Origin of the sequence: Elongatibacter sediminis, from assembly GCF_037892215.1 — a bacterium.
Classification (GTDB): Bacteria; Pseudomonadota; Gammaproteobacteria; order Xanthomonadales; family SZUA-36; genus Elongatibacter; species Elongatibacter sediminis.
Window position 1 is genome coordinate 93,588 of the sequence record NZ_JAZHOG010000003.1, and the last position, 16,969, is coordinate 110,556.

The window sequence follows — 16,969 nt, forward strand, 5'->3', positions numbered from 1 at the left end:
GAGCCTGTGGGTCTGCAGGGGGTTCAACCGTGATGGCTGTATCGGGCGCAAGCCGAGTGACCCCAAAAGAGGTGTCAACATGAGAATACTTCTTCTCTTTTCTCTATGCTTGTTGTGGTGTGATCTGCAGGCCTTCGATCCGGACCGCACCTTCGTCTATGACTCAGAGGCTGAAGTTTTTGTGGCGCCGGCGCCGCCGGACCCAATTTACCTCTCCGGCGGCACCCTCATCGATGGGACGGGCAGTCCCGCACGATCCAACGTGGGACTACTGCTCCGACATGGGCGCATCGAGTCAGTTCGCGCATCGGATGTGCCGGGTGATGCTCGGGTCATTGACGCGACCGGCATGTGGATCCTGCCGGGCATGTTCGACATGCATGCGCACATCACCTTTCACTGGCCCAGCGGAGCGCACGCTGAAGACGATATATTGAATGCCACGCGTGCTGAACGCTACCTTGAGTCCTACCAGTCCATTGGCGTGACAACGGTTCGCGACGTCGCCTCGAAGCATCGCATTGGCTATTCCCTGAAACGATCACAGCGAATGGGCTTCATTGGCGGTGCGCGGCTCTACGTTTCGGGGCCGGGCATCACTGTAACCGGCGGTCATCCGACAGAGTTGAGGCCCAACGAGCCAGCCGCTTACGCCATTGAAGCGGATGGTGCCACCATGATGCGGAAAAGTGTCCGCGCGGCGGTTCGCGACGGCGCAGACTTCATCAAAGTCCTGCCACCCTATACGGAAGATGAAATTGCCGCGGTTGTAAGCGAGGCGGGCTATTGGAAACTGCGGGTAACTGCTCATGTTGGTGGAGACCAGGATCTCATGTCGGCCACACCCCGAAGGGCGGTGTCGGCAGGCTTTGACGGAATCGAGCACCTCTATTCGCTGGGACCGGAAGACGCAGTTGAAGAGTTGCTGGAGGAGATCAGTGACAGAAACATCTACCTGACCCCCACCGTCGGTCACCACATGAGACAGCTCGGCCGGATGGATGACGTCAGGCGAGCCTGGATGAAGGAAAATATCAACTACACTCCCGAATCTGTTCTGAGCCTGTTGCAACGGGCACATGAACAGGGAATCAAGATTGCCGTGGGTACGGATTCGAACGCCGTGCACATGCGCGTAATTGGCGACCTGTATCTTGAGGAACTGAACGGCTTGATGTCCGGGGGACTTTCCGCCATGGAAGTCATCATGGCAGCGTCACTCAATGCCGCAGAGGCGATGGGGATCAGCGATGAGCTCGGTAGTGTTACCGAAGGAAAGATGGCCGACATGATTTTGGTCGAGAACAATCCGCTACTCGGTCTGGAAGCGCTCGTCGTGCCTGCCCTGGTCATTCAGGACGGAAAGATCGTTCACGAAAAACGATGATGGCAAGCAGCGTTGCTGGCCGGTGGTGCTCTTCCGACGGCATGCTCGCATCTTGCTTGTAACGAACACCATTGAAAAAAGAGGTGCCCGTATGAACAAGTTTATTGTTTCGGTTGTGGTTACGCTGATTGCGTTTGCAGCCTTGTCCAGTCCGGCTCAGGCCTCCGAAGGGCAGCCGGTAATTCAAGTACAGCGGATCGATGTTCACGGGAATCCGGCTCTTTATGTCGAGATGGTCGAGCGCGTTATCGCGCGTCAAAATCAGGTTGCCCCTGAACTCAAGACTCGTGTGCTGCGGGCTGACTTCGCAGGCGAGGAAGCCGGACTTGTGTACGTGCTGGTTGAATTCCCGAATCTTGAGGCCATGGCGGAAGCTTTGGTGGCTCTGGAGCAGGATGAAGAGTGGCGGAGTCTGGTTCAGAACGTGGTGGAGAAGACCGGGAGAAAAATCATCTCCCGCATGCTTCTGACCGACATATCGCCTTGGGAGACCAATCCATGATTCCGACTCACATCATCATTCATGATCAGCCGCGAGCAGGACGAGTACGCAGACGATTGGCGGGAATCCTTTTGTCTAAGACCGCGAGCATTCTCTGCTGCCTCGCAGGTGTGGGCGTTGCGCATGCCACTGATATCACAGCTGACACAGTTTATCGAAACGGTCAGATATATACGGTCGATGCGGGGAACCCCTGGGCAGAGGCCGTAGTGATCAAGGATGGCCGGTTCCTCTACGTCGGCGAGGCTGATGGCGCCGAAGTATATGTTGGCCCGGAAACCGATATCGTCGACCTGGACGGGCGAATGGTACTTCCAGGATTGCACGATGCCCATCAGCATCTTCTCAAAGGACAGATGCGTTCCATCAACTGCACTGTATCGCCAGAAAGCGATGTCGGGCAGATTATTCAGGCGCTGCGGGTCTGTCAGAAGGAAGGTAAAACTCGCGGTGAGTGGATTGTGGCTGATGTCTATAATGGTGACCGGTTTCCTGGCGGGAAAGCGCATCGACGCTACCTCGATGAGGCGTTTCCCGACACGCCAATTTATCTGCGCGAGTGGTCCTACCATCACGCGCTGGTTAACTCCCGTGCTCTTGAACTTGCTGGCATCGACCGGAACACGCCGGATCCAGATCGGGGCAGGATATTGCGCGACGAAGCCGGAGAACCGACCGGTGAACTTCTTTCCAAGGCGACATTTCTGGCCCTGAAGGCAGTGCCCCCTCTGCCGCCGGAAACCGTTCGCGGAGCTGTGCTCAAAACAGCTCAGATGTGTAACGAATGGGGCATTACTTCGACCCAGGATGCGGCCTCAAATGAAGAGATCCTGCGCGAGATCCAGGTTCTGGATGAGCTGGAAAAATGGCCGCTGCACACCGCTACGCATATCGTGATCAATCACCCTGGAAGCAGCGCGATGTCGCTTGAAGACATGGATCGACTGGTCCGGAATCGGAGTCTATACCAGTCCAGGCATCTTGATACGGACTTTGTAAAACTCTATGTGGATGGGTCGCCACTCCAGCCGCACGCTACTGATGTGCAAATGAGCCCGGATGGTGAAATTCCATACGAACGCCTGTACGACAGCCCGAACGCCCTGGGCCAAGCGGTAGCGCGATTTGACCGCATGGGCATAAAAGTGAAGATGCACGCCGTGGGGACGGGGGCCACGCATGTCGCATTGAATGCGATTGCGGCGGCGAGAGCGGCAAACGGTGATTCCGGTCTGTTTCATGACATTTCACACAGCCTTCGATATTCGGCCATCGATATTCCGAGACTGGTGCAACTGGGCGCTGTTGCGGAAATGTCACCGGCGATCTGGCAAATCAAGGGTCCACTCACACGCAATCTGGCGGACGCATGGGCCTTCCGAACCTTAAGTGCCACTGGAGCATTGGTGACGGTGGGAACCGATTGGGTAGTTCTGCCCGAACCCAACCTTTTCCCGGCGCTGTCCGGGTTACTTGATCATGGCGAAGAATCCCTGAGTTTGCCGGAAGCCATCAAGACCGTGACGATAAACGGAGCCATATCCATTGGGCGGCAGGATGAGATTGGCAGCATAGCGCCCGGCAAGATCGCGGATATGATCGTCCTGGACCGGAACCTGTTTGAGGTCACGCCAGCCGACATCGCTGACACCAGGGTCCTGCGGACAGTATTCGAAGGGCGCGTCGTCTACCAGGCGCAGGAATAGTGGCCGGTCGCGACTGTTTCTTTGCGCCTTACCTCAATGGTCGGGCGTCGTTGCGGCTCAATAAAGTTTGCGACCCGATTGAACTGGAAGAATTGCTTAGGCGATAACGAGTCGAGGATGGTTAACATTATGAGGTGCTTTTGGCTGTTTGTCGGTTTTATTCTTCAAGGAGCGGCTATCGCGGCAGATGTCGATAGAACGTTTCTGTATGACGCGGATGCGAAGACTTTTGTTCAGCCTCATGAACCGTCATCGCTATATCTGGTCGGCGGATCACTGATCGACGGCACTGGAGCCGAGCCGAGGCCCAACGAGGGAATTCTCATCGCGAATGGCCGGTTTCAGTCGGTGTCCGCAACTGAAGTTCCGGAAGATGTGGTTCGCATCGATGCGGAAAACAAGTGGATATTGCCTGGCCTGTTCGATTTACACGCGCATGTGACGTTTTATCTTCCATCCGGATTCCACGCGGAAGATGATGTGGTCAACGCCATCAGGACGGAGCGTTTCCTCGAGCGCTACCAGGCCATTGGTGTAACAACAGTGCGGGATGTGGCTTCCCGGCACAATGTCGGATACTCCGTAAAGCGTGCGCAGCGAATGGGCTTGATGGGCGGCGCAAGACTTTACGTATCTGGTCCCGGTATAACCGTGACCGGGGGGCACGCGGCCGAGTTTCAGCCAAATGAGCCCCCCATGTACGCCGTTGAAGCCGACGGTCCCTGGAAAATGAGGCAGGCTGTGCGACAGGCGGTGAAAATGGGCGCCGACCTGATCAAGGTGTTGCCACCGTTCACCGAAGAAGAAATAGCGACTATCGTTGATGAGGCCCATTTCTGGAAACTGCCTGTGACGGCTCATGTGGGTGGTCCCCAAGATCTTGTCCAAGACACGGCCCGAAGGGCGGTGGCCTCGGGGGTGGACAGTGTTGAACATCTTTACCCGAGCGGCAGTGGCGATGCGTTAAGTAAACTGCTGAAAAAGATGAAGTCCCGGGATATTCAGGTTATTCCTACGATTACGTATCATTTCAATGAACTGAATTCGTTCAGCAACTATGAGCGCGATTGGATGCTGAGAAAGCTCCAATACAGTCGTGATTCCGTAATCGAACAGCTCAAGACCATCCATCGCGCTGGCATTAGTCTCGCGGTGGGGACTGACTCGAACGCAATTCATATGTTGACCATTGCGGATCTTTACGCATCAGAACTCCAGAATCTGACACTGGGCAATCTCTCCCCGATGGAAGTTATCCAGGCGGCGACATTGAATTCCGCAGAGGCAATGGGGATTGGAGATGAACTGGGAAGTATTGAAGGCGGAAAAAAGGCTGACTTAATAATTGTCGATCAAGACCCGCTCGAAAGCCTTGCTAGCGTTGTGGCGCCAAGCTGGGTTATTCAAGGTGGGAAGGTCGTGCACCGATTGGTGGAAAATCCTCAATAGCGGCCACCCTGCACGATGTCGCTCGTCGGGCGAGGTTGTTCGATGGCAGGCTATACGCCAATGTGCTCTGACTGCGCTGGTTCCCTATTTCTGGCCACGAGCACCCGGTTAACTCAGATTGCTGGGGCAGATGTCGTTCGTAGATACAGATGTTTGTGGTATCCGAAACCCATGCCTGACCTGGCGCCTTGACGGCAAATGACTGTTTCATGTCGTTACCGTTACCACTGCGGGTTTAACCAACCTGAAAGTCTGGATTGCCAATGTCACGCAAGGCTTGCACGCCATGTTCACTTCTTAGCTTACGAAATCCGGCATGGAATACCGTCCGCTTATCGCGCGGCACCCGACGGACAACTTTTTAGAATGTCGCGGACTTTTTCAATTCGGCGTCGCACGGAATTCAGCCAAGCCGTATTGCGCGAGGTCTCTCCCCGGCATCCTTCACTCTGTTTCTTCTCTCAATGTCTGGCTGGACTGCTTCTGACGTGAACTCATTCGAGTACCGCGTTTTCGATATAAACACTTGCTGCGTCTGGTAGTGGAAACTTGATATATGTGAGAGCGGGAGTGAGCTGGGCTCAAACCGAATATCACCTACAGAAATAGAGGTAAATTCAACTAAACAATTGGTGTTTCAGCCTCTTGGCTAATACGGTACGACTTAAGCTTCAAGTATCGATTACCAACATTTTTGTTAGCGGAGAAGTGGTTGTGAGCACTCAACGTTTTTTGCTTTTCTCTTTGAGCCGCTATCGCGGCAAAGTTCTTTTCTCTTTGGTTGTTTCTTTCACTGTTGGAACGGTGTTTGCACAGGCACCAGATCAGTACCGCGCAATTGAGGAAATTGTTGTCTCTGCTCAAAAACGAGGAGATGTCCGCTTGCTCGATACGTCTATCAACATTCAGGCTTTTGGCGAACAAGAGCTTGAAGACCGTCTTGTAACGGATTTTAGAGATCTGGCTATTGCTGTTCCCAGTCTTCAAATTCAGGACCAAAATGGGCCTGGCGATCGTGAGTACGTTATTCGAGGAATAAATTCTGCAGGAGATTCGACGGTTGGCGTGTACTACGATGAAGCTGTCATCACGGGGTCAAACTTTGAAAATGGTGGTGGACAGAATGCCCCGATACAGATGCATGATATGCAGCGTGTCGAAGTCTTAAAAGGACCCCAGGGCACGCTTTATGGCGCGAACTCAATGTCCGGTACGATACGCTTCATCACCAACAAGCCGAAAATGAATGAATTCGAAGGTTACCTGGAGGGGCAAGGTTCTACAACAAGACATGGGGAGGATAGTTTCGACATGAATGGGATGATCAATATCCCTATTGTTGAAAATAAACTTGCTTTGCGAGCTGTTGGCTGGGTCCACAGGATGGGCGGGTATATTGATGCCATTCGTATCGAATCCGGTCCGCTTAAGGATATAAACTCGGAGGATACTGAGGGCGCGCGTGTCCATTTGCGGTGGACTCCCAATGATGATTGGACCTTGACCGCGTCTCATACATATCAAAACCTGGAAACTGGAGGCGCATCCCGATTCATGGAAGGTACCTCCAGCGACTTGACAGTGATTGGGTTCCCGCCGGTCGAGGCGGGTTACCTGGAAAACACAACGTTTACCCAGGATAAATGGGACGACAAACTTAATATAAGCAGCCTTACTGTTGACTACGAGAACCAGTTTGGTGTTTTTACGGGTACGACAAACTATTTCTCGCGCAGCTTTGTGTTTCGACACGATCAAACGGATGTTACGGCGTCAAATCCTTTCTTCGCCAACTTCTTCCCCGAACCGTTTCAAGCCACGCTGCCCATCGACCGTGACGTATGGTCCACTGAAATCCGTTTCGCATCCCAGCTTGACGACAGTCCGATTCAATTTGTCGTAGGTGCGTTTCATAACAGGGATGATACCGACTGGAAGATCCAAACAATGAATGTCGATGAAGATGGCGTGGTTTTCCCCTTTACCCCGGGCACTGAGGACGATGTGGGCTCTGGAGGCAATACAGTCTACGGGAGTTACAGAAACAGAGACGTCCAGGAGCTTGCGGTCTTTGGCGAAGCCACATACAGCATTAACGATAATTTTGAATTGCTTCTTGGAGGGCGTTGGTTTAAATCAGATTTCGATATGGACGAAGCGGTAACGCATCCCTTCTTCTTTACTGATGTCATTCCTTTCGCTGTAGACAGCATCGAATCCACGGCAGAAGATTTGACCTGGAAGGTTACCATGTCCTGGAGTCCGGCCGACAATTTACGATTATTTGCAACTCGCTCGACGGGTTCGCGCAGAGGTGGTGTGAACCCCGCGGGATTGCCATTTGAGGAATTTTCTATCCCTGAGGGTTTCGGTCCGGACGAATTGGTGAATTATGAAGTCGGAGTCAAAAGTCGGCTGCTGGACGATAAGTTGGACGTAAATGTTACCGCCTACCACATGCAGTGGAATGACATACAACTTGAAGGGACAGATGCGGTTGGTGTTTTCAACTTCATCGGAAACTTTGGGGAGGCGAAAGTGAATGGTGTGGAGTTTGAGTCAACGGTGCTGTTGGCGGATCGATTGAGAATATCCGCTGCATGGTCCTATCAGGATGCGGAGTTGACGGAAGACACGCCGGATCTCGGCGAAAACATTCCAAGAGGCAGGAAGGGCGACACGATTCCAAACGTGCCTGATTTCCAAGGAAACATGTCAGTTCAATATGATCAGCCAATGTGGGGGAGTTGGACTGGGCAGGTGCGGTTTGACGCAATTTACCGTGGGGCAACCCAAACGGAGTTTAATAACGACATTGCCAGGAATACCAAGCTTGATAGCTTTACAATCCTAAATGCGAACTTCAGCCTTATCCAGGTTGATAGTGGTTGGCGTGTCAACCTGTTTGCGAAAAACCTGACCGATGAGCTTGCGAGGGTGGACGCATTTGGGGGCGATAACCGCGAACTTGCGTTCGTCACAGTACGGCCAAGAACTATAGGGATTAATGTATCAAAGCGTTTTTAGGCGTGGGGAGCGGTTTAGCGTGAGGGCGGTTGGTAGGGTTGGATATGAACGCTGCCCGTGTTTCTGTATGTGTGGAGCATGGCATGATGTGAGGCTGTCGTCATATCAAGCCCTCTCTCGGCGAACGTAGGTTGGGAGTCAGTCGGCAGGCTCAAGGCCCACGGAGCGCTTGAACTGGTGATGCAGGCTGATCAATGCGTGTGCAGCCATTGTTCAAGGATGGTCCGGATTCGAGATGTGCCGAACCTGCGCAGATCACAGAGGCACATCAAAAGCCCACCCATTGTAGCTGGGTGGGTTAAGCCCGCTTCCACTGCATTATTATCACGCTGCCGTGGCTGAAGTGGGACAGCAGCAGGCAGGTAAAACACAGCACGTACACACCGGTGAAGCCCGTCTGGACCAGCACCGCGGCAATGGCCGGGCCGATTGCCGACCCCAGGCCGGCGAAGGCATTCAGCAGCATCATCGGCTTGCCGTCCTGGTCGACGGACGCCAGCAACGCGAATTGATACGGCAGGCAAAAGTACCAGCCGAAACAGAACAGCACCGCGCCGGCGACGAAACCGACGTAGCCGGCATTGACGAACAGGATGACCAGGGCGGCTGTTTGCAGCACGGTGGCTGCGGCGATCGGCAGCAGCCGGCCCATTCGGTCCTGAAGAAAGGATGCGGCCCACGAGCCGGCGAGCGCGCTCATCAGCCCAATGCTGATGGCGGTTCCGGTCTGCTGCGCCGAGTAGCCGGCTTCCATGCTAATTGGAGCGACGTAGGTCCAGAAGGCGCCGATGGCAGTCATGAAAAGAACTATGCCCAGCAGAACGAAACTGCTGGCCAGCCAGTTCCAGCGCGTATTGCCGGCACCTTCGGCCTGCGCGATCCAGCGCCGGGCCGGCACACGGGATGTCAGTGCCAGCAGGACGACGGTTTCCAGCACAACCAGGGCGCCGAATACACCCAGCACACCCAACCGCTCGACGATGGCGGGGAATCCCGAATTCGCGGCGATGGCAAATGCGACTTGGCTGCCCAGAAAGAGACTGAAGTTCCGATCCTTGCGGGCGGTCTGGCCCAGCCCGTAGGAGGCAAGCGAAACGCAGATGCCGCCAGCGAAGCCAGAGGCGAATCGCGCGCCGAGGAATTCCGGAAATCCGCTGACAAGGGTGCTCACCACATCAGCACCCAGCAGAACGAGCAGGCCCCAGCGTGCGACTGCGCGCCAGTGCAGACGCTTCGTCAGCCAGACGACCGCGACCGAACCAAGGGCCAGCCCGATCAGCTGCGCCGTCGCCACTTGACCCAGCTGGGCCTCACTGAAGCTGAAGGTCTTCTGGACCGCGAGAATGATCGACGGCAGGACCAGGAATGACGCGACGCCCAAAACGCCGACGGCGATGAGGCTGGCTACCGCCGATACGGTATCGGGAGAATCACTGGCATTGGGACGGGTTTCGATATCGATCAAAGAACGCTACTCCATGGCCGGGCGGTGGGTTGTCGCGTTAATTCGTGATCTACCGCCCCAACCTGACTCCGGCGCGCTCACGATCCCAGGTCCTGTCTGTCACACCCTCGTCACGAAGCACGTGCTTTTTCACCTTGCCGTTCTCGGTCATGGGCAACTCCGTTACGAAGTTCCAGTAGCGGGGGATGGCGAAATAGGCCAGGTGGTCCTCCAGGAACCGCACCAGTGCTTCCGGGGTGGGTGAAGTGCCTTTCTTTAGTTCGACGAATGCCATGACCTCTTCTTCGGTCATCTCGGACTTCACCCCGACGGCCGCGGCGTTGGCGACATCCGGATGCAAAGACAAGGCATTTTCCACTTCCCACGAAGAGATGTTTTCTCCGCGTCGCCGGATGGCGTCCTTGATGCGGTCCAGGAAGTGGTATACGCCATCGGCATCGCGATAAATGCGGTCGCCGGTGCGAAACCAGAGATCCTTCCAGGCTTCCACCGTTGCCTCGGCATTTCCGAAGTAGCCGGTGGCCATGCTGTAGGGTTCCTCATGCCGGACCAGAAGCTCACCGGCCGTTCCGTCGGGCAGGTCGCGGTCGTTCTCGTCGACGATTCGGACCTGGAAGCCGGGCTGGACCCGGCCCATCGTTCCTGCCGGGCATGAGCCGATCGTGTTGGAAAAGATGTAGTTCGTTTCGGTGGAGCCGTAACCCTCGACCAGTTCGATGCCGAAGCGGGATCGGAATGCCTCGACCATTTCGATCGGCGTGGCCGGAGACAGGGCGACGCGGATTCGATGCTCCCGGTCCGTTGCGGACGCCGGTTGTTTCAGCAGTATCTGGGCGATCGCACCGAGCAGGTAAGTCACGGTTGCGCCATGATCTCTGGCCTCAGACCAGAAACGGCTGGCCGAAAAACGTGTCATGAACGAGTACGTGCAGCCGGCCAGCATGGCCTGCCACAGCGCATTGAGCGCGTTGGTGTGAAACATGGGCAAGGTCGTGAAGACGACGTCTTCCGTTCCGATGCCTAGTGATTCGCCGGTCAATACACCCCACCAGTAGAACTGCGCCTGCGGGCACACGACCCCCTTCGAGGGGCCCGTGGTCCCGGAGGTGAAGAGGATTGCCGCAGGGTCCGAAGGCTGTACGGGGTGCGGTTCCGGCAGTGTCTCGCTCCGCCTCAGTGCAAGAATCTTCACGCCTCCGACGGAGGCATTCGCGGTCGCTTCATCCGGGTCGACGACAAAGATCGCGTCCGCGCCGGAAACGGAGTCGGGCACCGACTCGATCAATGGAAGCAGGTCTTTTTCGACAACGATGAACTTCGGGGTTGCCGTCCTGATGGCGTGTTCGAGCGGTGCGCCGCGCAATGCGGTATTCAGCGGCACCATCACCGCACCGGCCCAACTCAACCCGAACCACAGTTCGATGAGTTCGATGCGATTGGAGAGCAGAGTGATTACCCGATCGCCTGGGCGCAGCCCGGCTTCGGTCAGGAAACCGGCCGTTCGCGCGGCGACGGCAGGTGCGTCTGCGTACGTCATTTGCCGGCCACCTGAGGTGATCAGGGGTTTGTCGCCCAGAGCCGCCTGAATCTGGAGCAGGCGCGGAAGCGTTTGCGCACCAAATGGGAGTTTTCGTCGTAGCATGCCCGCGCTCGGGGCGGTGCTTTCCTCGTCAACGTGTGGTCGGGCGTCCATGTTCACTTCACATCTGGTCAAGAGGAGTCGACGAGCGAGGTCGAAGGTACGTCCCGCGAGTCACTGAAAGGCCGCCGCGACAAGCGCGGAGTCGATGTACTCCTCGTAACTCACGATTTTTCCATCGGCGATCCTGAACACATGCACCCACGGCGCCGCATACGTTTTTCCCGTGGCGATAACCCGGGAGTTCTCGATCCCCGTTACGAAGACGGTGTCGCCCGAGGCATGGAAACTCTGCAGATCCATGCCCAGCGGTTCGGCGGCGGAGCCGTAGTCGGCGAAGAACCTGGTCACGCCATCATGGCCTTCATACACCCCCGAGAACGGGATCACGCCTTCGCCGCCGTAGTAGACCCAGCGAATGTCTTCGGCCATGGTGGCGAAGGCGCCCTCCATGTCACCGGCGATCAGGGTGTCGTACATGCGCTTCACGATTTCCGTCATCTCCGACTCCGATTTCGTTGTCTCCTGGTCGTTGCCCTGAGGTTTCGAGCAGGCACCAATGGCGCATGCGATGACAAGCAAAACCGACAGGAGCCGACAATTTCTCCATACGTGCACTACACTTCTCCTATGCGTGATGCGCCTGCGGAACCATATTACCGAGGGCCTTGAGTGCCACTTTAACCTTCCCGGTTGGAACAGAAAAATCACTGGTATTAATACGCGAGTATTCACCGTAAACTTATGCTGGCGGGCAATTGGATGCGATCCTGGAAGCACGTGAGCCATTGTTCAATAACCAATTCGCCGGCTGAAGCATATAACCTCGGAATCCTGTACATGAAACATCTGAACCAACTGTCAAATCGATTTCGCAACGTCGATTTGAACCTGTTGAAGGTGTTCTACGCGATTTACTGCGAGCAGAACATCAGCAAGGCGGCCCAGATGTTGTGTGTCTCGCAGCCCGCCGTGAGTAACGCCCTCAAACGGCTGAGGGAAATGTACGATGATCCGCTGTTTGTTCGGACGGCCGAAGGAATGATGCCTTCGCCGCGGGCCCAGGAACTGGCGCAACCGATTCAGGAAGCGCTTCGGTATCTCGAAGGTACGCTGGTGGTGGAGGACCGCTTTCGCCCGGAAACCTCAAACCGTACCTTTACCGTTGCACTTACTGATTATGGTGAGTTCTATTTCCTGCCTCGGCTGGTCCGGAAGCTGGCGGAGCAGGCGCCGGGCGTCGAAGTCATTTGCCTGCCCAATGCAGGGGCTTCGCTGGCTGTCGAGCTTCGGGCCGGCACGGTGGACCTGGCGTGGGACTGGGTCCGTATCGATGACCAGGAATATTTTTGTGAACCGTTGTTCGAGGATGACGGTTATTGCCTGGTGCGCCGAAACCACCCGGAAATCGAAGGTGAACTGAACCTGGAACAATACCTTGCGGCTGAGCATGTGGCGCTTCGGCCTACCCGGTCCCACCAGCCGCGTATCGAACGTGCGCTGGAGAGTGGTGACCTGCAACGCAAGGTCGTCGTGGAGGTATCACACCTGACGGTCCTGCCCGGAGTTGTGGCCAATACCAACCTCATCGCGACCATGCCGCAACGGCTGGCGGAATTCTACGCGGACGTCATGGACCTGCAGGTACTGAAAAATCCGGTGTACGATGACGCCGTCATCGTCTATCAGATGTGGCACAGCCACTTCGCGGAGGACGAAGGGCACCAGTGGTTCCGGCGCCTGGCCAAGCAGGTCGTTCTCGAGGATGGTGTGCCCGGCAGGCGCGAGGGCTCAGCACAGGTGTCATCCGGCTCCGACTAGGGAATATCCGCCGTACCTGGCGTGTTGTGTGCGCCTGCGGCGATCGCCTGATAGAGATTTTCCAGGTCTTCTTCCGACAGCACATCCGAAAAGCTTGCCATACCCCGGGTCGCCAGTACGCCTTCCATCACGATGAGGCGGAAGGCGTCGTAGCCCATCACGCGCACGCGGCTCAGGTCCGGCAGCAACGGTGTGGTGCCGGACATGCCGTGACAGAATCCACAGTTTCGAAGATAAATCTCCTGTCCGCGCTGGATATCCGGCGTCATCGTCGGCGGATTCACCGCCGCCTCGACTGTTTTTGCGGCTCGCTTGGGGGGCAACGGTACCGCCTCTCCGCCTAACCTGAAAACGAGAATCCGCCCGTCATTCTGGTACTCGTGGGCCGCGGCAGACGGTGACAGCATGAAGTGGGTCGCACCGCCGTAGCCTGCGAGAACCGCGATGTACTGCGTTCCGTTGATCGCGTAGGTGATCGGAGCGGCGATGATACCCACGCCGGTAAATATGCTGTGAAGCCGGGTACCGTCCGTCGCGCTGTAAACGTGCAGGTAGCCGTCCTGGCTCCCCTGGAAAACGAGATCTCCGGCCGTGGCGAGTACGCCGCCGTTGATCAGCGCAGGGAGCCTGACCTCCCAGGCTAGCTTCTGCCTGACAGGATCCCAGGCGCGCAGGTAGCCTCCGTGGTCGACGTCGGGCTGGCCGCGCCGAAGTTCGTCGAGATGCGGCACGTTCAGGTCGAAGAGGTAAAAATCGGTGGGTGAATATACCCAGGGTATTTCGAGCGCGGGAATGTAGGCGAGCCCGGTCTGCGGGCTGAACGCCATGGAATGCCAGTTGTGCCCGCCCAGTTCGGAGGGGTAGACGAGGCGGTCCTGTTCGCTGTACTCGCCCTGTCCGGTTTCGACGGGTCGGCCGGTGGAGAGATCGACATGACTGGCCCAGGTCGCAGTCGCGTACTTTTCGGCCGACAACAGTTCGCCGGAGGCTCGGTCCAGGACATAGAAAAAGCCGTTCTTCGGCGCCTGCATCAGGACCTGCCGTGGTTTGCCGTCGATGTGGAGGTCAGCCAGGATGATGCTTTGCGTGGCGGTGTAATCCCAGCTGTCGGCCGGCGTTGTCTGGTAATGCCAGGCCATCCGGCCGGTGTCCGCATCCAGTGCGAGAATGCTGGAGAGATACAGGTTGTCGCCACCACCCGGGCTTCTCAGGTGTCGTGCGTGCGGGTGGCCATTACCGGTTCCGACATACAACAGGTTCAGTTCGGGGTCATAGGCCATCGAGTCCCAGGCCGTTCCACCGCCCCCGGTCTCGCGCCAGGCGCCATCCTCGCTCCAGGTTTTCGCGGCGGCTTCGAGTTCAGGGTGTTCGAACGGCCCGTCGGGCGCAGCGGGAACGGTATAGAACCGCCAGGCCAACTCGCCGGTCATGGCGTCGTAGGCGGTGATGTAACCGCGCACACCGAACTCGGCACCGCCGTTGCCTATGATGACGTTCCCGCGCACGACGCGGGGTGCGCCGGTAATCGTGTAGGGACGCTGCCGGTCGATGGTATCGACTTCCCAGAGGACGGTGCCGTCTTCTGCATCGAGTGCGAGGAGCCGGCCATCGAACGTGGCGACGAATACCTGGCCCTGCCAGACCGCGACACCTCGATTGACGACATCGCAGCAGCCCTTGCGGGCCCACTCGCCGGGCACTTCGGGGTCATGGCTCCATAGCCGTTCGCCGGTCGCGGCATCGAATGCGTACACCCGGCTCCAGTTGCCGGTGAGGTACATGCGGCCGTCGACCACGATGGGTGTGGCCTCCAGCCCGCGGTAGTCCTGCAGGGAGTGCGTCCAGGCCAGTCCGAGCTCATGAACGTTGTTCTGCTGAATCTGTGCAAGTGGCGAAAATCGCTGCTCCGCGGCGTTGTAGCCGTGCCGGGGCCAGTCCGTGTTCTCGACACGTTCGTTGGCGGCAGTCGGTTCTGTGGAGGGAGACGCGTCATCAGACGGCGCCTTGCATCCTGCCGCCATCAGCACCAGAGCTGCCGTGCACGGCAAAGCCATACCCTTGAAGGACATTCGGGGCTTCATGGTTGCGGAATCGTTCGTTGCAATGTCGTTCATGTGCGTACGTCACCAGGGTCGCGGGCAAGGCTCGAACGGTGCGGACGATAGCACACAACTTCGTGAAAACTGGGAAATAGTGATCTATCACGATTAATGATTGGCCGCCCGGCGCGGGCGCCGACTAAGATGGTTCTAGCTGGCCAAACTGTCAGGTCGGAGCCATGGGAAGGAGCCCATCGAAAGACCGCAGGCGGCGTTCATGGTGAACGGCTGACGAATCGAATTGCAACAGGCATCCTATGGCACACCCTCAAGACGCAACCGCACCCCAGTTGTCGAACGATCTCGATGTCGCATCCGCCGCGACTCGCGAGTATCTGCGTCGAACGCATGACCTGCTTATCGGGGGAGAGAGTGTCTCCAGTAATGGCGATGGCAGGCTGACTGTGCTCGATCCGTCGTCTGGCGCTGAGGTCGCAACGGCGGCGGACGGAACTGCTGACGATATCGACCGCGCTGTCCGTTCAGCACGGTCTGCCCTGGACGAAGGCGACTGGAAAAGTCTGCGGCCGGACGAGCGGGAGCGGCTCATGCTGAAGCTGGCCGACCTCATCGAAGATCAAGCCGACGTTATCGCCGAGATCGAGGCGATCGAAAGTGGCCGGAAAGTGGGTGACACTCGTGTCGTCGACGCGGAGTTCTCCGCGCATATTCTGCGTTACATGGCGGGCTGGCCCTCGAAGATTCACGGTGAGACGCTGCCCGCGTCTGTTCCCTACATGCCTGGCGCGAATTTCCTGACATACACGGTTCGTGAACCCATCGGGGTGGTGGGTGCCATCACCCCCTGGAACGTGCCGATGTGTATCGCCACATGGAAAGTCGCCCCGGCGTTGGCGGCGGGCTGCACCGTGGTGCTGAAGCCCGCGGAGCTGACGCCGTTGACGGCGTTGATGCTGGGCGAACTGGCTCTGGAAGCGGGATTTCCGCCCGGAGTCCTCAACGTCGTGACCGGCGGCGGGCCGGTCGCCGGCGAAGCCCTGGTCACTCACCCTGGTGTGGACAAGATCTCGTTCACGGGGTCGACCGCGGTTGGGCGGCGAATTGGCGAGATCGCCGGGGGGCTGCTCAAGCCGGTCACCCTGGAACTCGGCGGAAAGTCCCCTGTGGTCATCATGGCGGACGCCGATCTGGAACAGGCGATTCCGGCGGCGGCCTGGGCGATCTTTGCGAACCAGGGGCAGAACTGCTGTGCCGGCTCGCGCCTTTATGTCGAGCAGTCTGTGTTCGATGAGGTGGTCGACGGTGTCGTCGAAATCGCCCGGTCGATCCGGCTGGGCCCCAGCCTGGATTCCCGGGCCGAGATGGGGCCGCTCGTTTCCCGCGCCCAACAGGATCGAGTTGATTCTCTGGTCCGGCAGGGCGTAAGCGAAGGTGCCGAAGTCCGCGTGGGTGGGAGCAAACCGGATCATCCCGGGTTCTATTTTGAGCCAACGGTGCTGACCGATATCCAGCGGGACATGTGCGTTGTCCGCGAGGAAATCTTCGGCCCGGTACTCGTTGCGCAGCCGTTCCGCGACCTGAAGGAAGCGGTCGCACTGGCCAATGATCATGACTATGGGCTGGGCGCAAGCGTGTTCACACGCGATCTCGACGTGGCGCACGCCTTCAGCCGTGCCGTTGACGCGGGGTCCATTTGGGTCAATGTGCACAACGTCCTCGATGTCGGCGTGCCATTCAGCGGCTTCAAGCAGTCTGGTGTCGGTACCGATCTCGGCAAGGAATCGGTGCTGGCCAACACCCGGTTGAAAGCCAATTATCTGTCGCTGAAGAGCGGTCTCGGCTGATGAATGTTTTCCGAAATCCGTCCGCTGGCCGCGTCGAAAACATGGCTGCCGGCGGGCGATGAACTGACT

At 57.4% G+C, this 16,969-nt stretch carries 11 protein-coding genes; 7 read left to right on the forward strand and 4 right to left on the reverse strand.

Features of this window, described 5'->3' with window-relative positions; translation table 11 throughout:
• Positions 1-79: 79 nt before the first annotated feature.
• The 5 genes from V3330_RS05175 to V3330_RS05195 all read left to right on the forward strand — a co-directional run bounded on the left by V3330_RS05175 (position 80) and on the right by V3330_RS05195 (position 8,071).
• Complete coding sequence (locus V3330_RS05175; protein WP_354694326.1) at positions 80-1,387, forward strand: amidohydrolase family protein; 1,308 nt, start codon at positions 80-82, stop codon at positions 1,385-1,387.
• Between the two features lie 91 nt (positions 1,388-1,478).
• Positions 1,479-1,889 carry a hypothetical protein gene (locus V3330_RS05180; protein WP_354694327.1) on the forward strand — a complete coding sequence of 137 codons (411 nt, stop codon included), beginning with the start codon at positions 1,479-1,481 and terminating at the stop codon, positions 1,887-1,889.
• Positions 1,886-3,595: an amidohydrolase gene (locus tag V3330_RS05185; protein WP_354694328.1), complete on the forward strand. Its 1,710-nt coding sequence runs from the start codon at positions 1,886-1,888 to the stop codon at positions 3,593-3,595. The genes V3330_RS05180 and V3330_RS05185 overlap by 4 nt, the downstream gene beginning before the upstream one ends.
• 117 nt (positions 3,596-3,712) lie before the next feature.
• On the forward strand, positions 3,713-5,044 hold the full coding sequence (locus V3330_RS05190; protein ID WP_354694329.1) for an amidohydrolase family protein: 1,332 nt from the start codon (positions 3,713-3,715) through the stop codon (positions 5,042-5,044).
• Between the two features lie 714 nt (positions 5,045-5,758).
• Complete coding sequence (locus tag V3330_RS05195) at positions 5,759-8,071, forward strand: TonB-dependent receptor (RefSeq protein ID WP_354694330.1); 2,313 nt, start codon at positions 5,759-5,761, stop codon at positions 8,069-8,071.
• A gap of 298 nt (positions 8,072-8,369) precedes the next feature.
• Here V3330_RS05195 and V3330_RS05200 read toward each other — a convergent pair whose 3' ends face one another.
• The 3 genes from V3330_RS05200 to V3330_RS05210 form a co-directional block, all read right to left on the reverse strand.
• Positions 8,370-9,536: an MFS transporter gene (locus V3330_RS05200; protein ID WP_354694331.1), complete on the reverse strand. Its 1,167-nt coding sequence runs from the start codon at positions 9,534-9,536 to the stop codon at positions 8,370-8,372.
• Between the two features lie 49 nt (positions 9,537-9,585).
• Complete coding sequence (locus V3330_RS05205; protein WP_354694332.1) at positions 9,586-11,178, reverse strand: ATP-dependent acyl-CoA ligase; 1,593 nt, start codon at positions 11,176-11,178, stop codon at positions 9,586-9,588.
• A 111-nt stretch (positions 11,179-11,289) separates the two neighbouring features.
• Positions 11,290-11,676, reverse strand: coding sequence for a nuclear transport factor 2 family protein (locus tag V3330_RS05210; protein WP_354694333.1), 387 nt, complete (start codon positions 11,674-11,676; stop codon positions 11,290-11,292).
• A 339-nt stretch (positions 11,677-12,015) separates the two neighbouring features.
• Between V3330_RS05210 and V3330_RS05215 the strand changes: the two genes are divergently transcribed.
• Positions 12,016-12,996 carry a LysR substrate-binding domain-containing protein gene (locus tag V3330_RS05215; RefSeq protein WP_354694334.1) on the forward strand — a complete coding sequence of 327 codons (981 nt, stop codon included), beginning with the start codon at positions 12,016-12,018 and terminating at the stop codon, positions 12,994-12,996.
• On the opposite strand, the gene V3330_RS05220 is transcribed toward V3330_RS05215, so the two are convergent.
• Positions 12,993-15,110, reverse strand: coding sequence for a PQQ-dependent dehydrogenase, methanol/ethanol family (locus tag V3330_RS05220; protein ID WP_354694335.1), 2,118 nt, complete (start codon positions 15,108-15,110; stop codon positions 12,993-12,995). The genes V3330_RS05215 and V3330_RS05220 overlap by 4 nt on opposite strands.
• 242 nt (positions 15,111-15,352) lie before the next feature.
• On the opposite strand from V3330_RS05220, the gene V3330_RS05225 reads away from it, so the two are divergent.
• On the forward strand, positions 15,353-16,900 hold the full coding sequence (locus V3330_RS05225; RefSeq protein WP_354694336.1) for an aldehyde dehydrogenase family protein: 1,548 nt from the start codon (positions 15,353-15,355) through the stop codon (positions 16,898-16,900).
• Positions 16,901-16,969: the final 69 nt, after the last annotated feature.

Coding starts and splice junctions, on each gene's coding strand:
- V3330_RS05185 (WP_354694328.1), top strand. CDS start 1,886: ATGATTCCGACTCACATCATCATTCATGATCAGCCGCGAGCAGGACGA.
- V3330_RS05175 (WP_354694326.1), top strand. CDS start 80: ATGAGAATACTTCTTCTCTTTTCTCTATGCTTGTTGTGGTGTGATCTG.
- V3330_RS05205 (WP_354694332.1), bottom strand. CDS start 11,178: ATGCTACGACGAAAACTCCCATTTGGTGCGCAAACGCTTCCGCGCCTG.
- V3330_RS05215 (WP_354694334.1), top strand. CDS start 12,016: ATGAAACATCTGAACCAACTGTCAAATCGATTTCGCAACGTCGATTTG.
- V3330_RS05220 (WP_354694335.1), bottom strand. CDS start 15,110: ATGAACGACATTGCAACGAACGATTCCGCAACCATGAAGCCCCGAATG.
- V3330_RS05190 (WP_354694329.1), top strand. CDS start 3,713: ATGGTTAACATTATGAGGTGCTTTTGGCTGTTTGTCGGTTTTATTCTT.
- V3330_RS05210 (WP_354694333.1), bottom strand. CDS start 11,676: ATGACGGAAATCGTGAAGCGCATGTACGACACCCTGATCGCCGGTGAC.
- V3330_RS05225 (WP_354694336.1), top strand. CDS start 15,353: ATGGCACACCCTCAAGACGCAACCGCACCCCAGTTGTCGAACGATCTC.
- V3330_RS05180 (WP_354694327.1), top strand. CDS start 1,479: ATGAACAAGTTTATTGTTTCGGTTGTGGTTACGCTGATTGCGTTTGCA.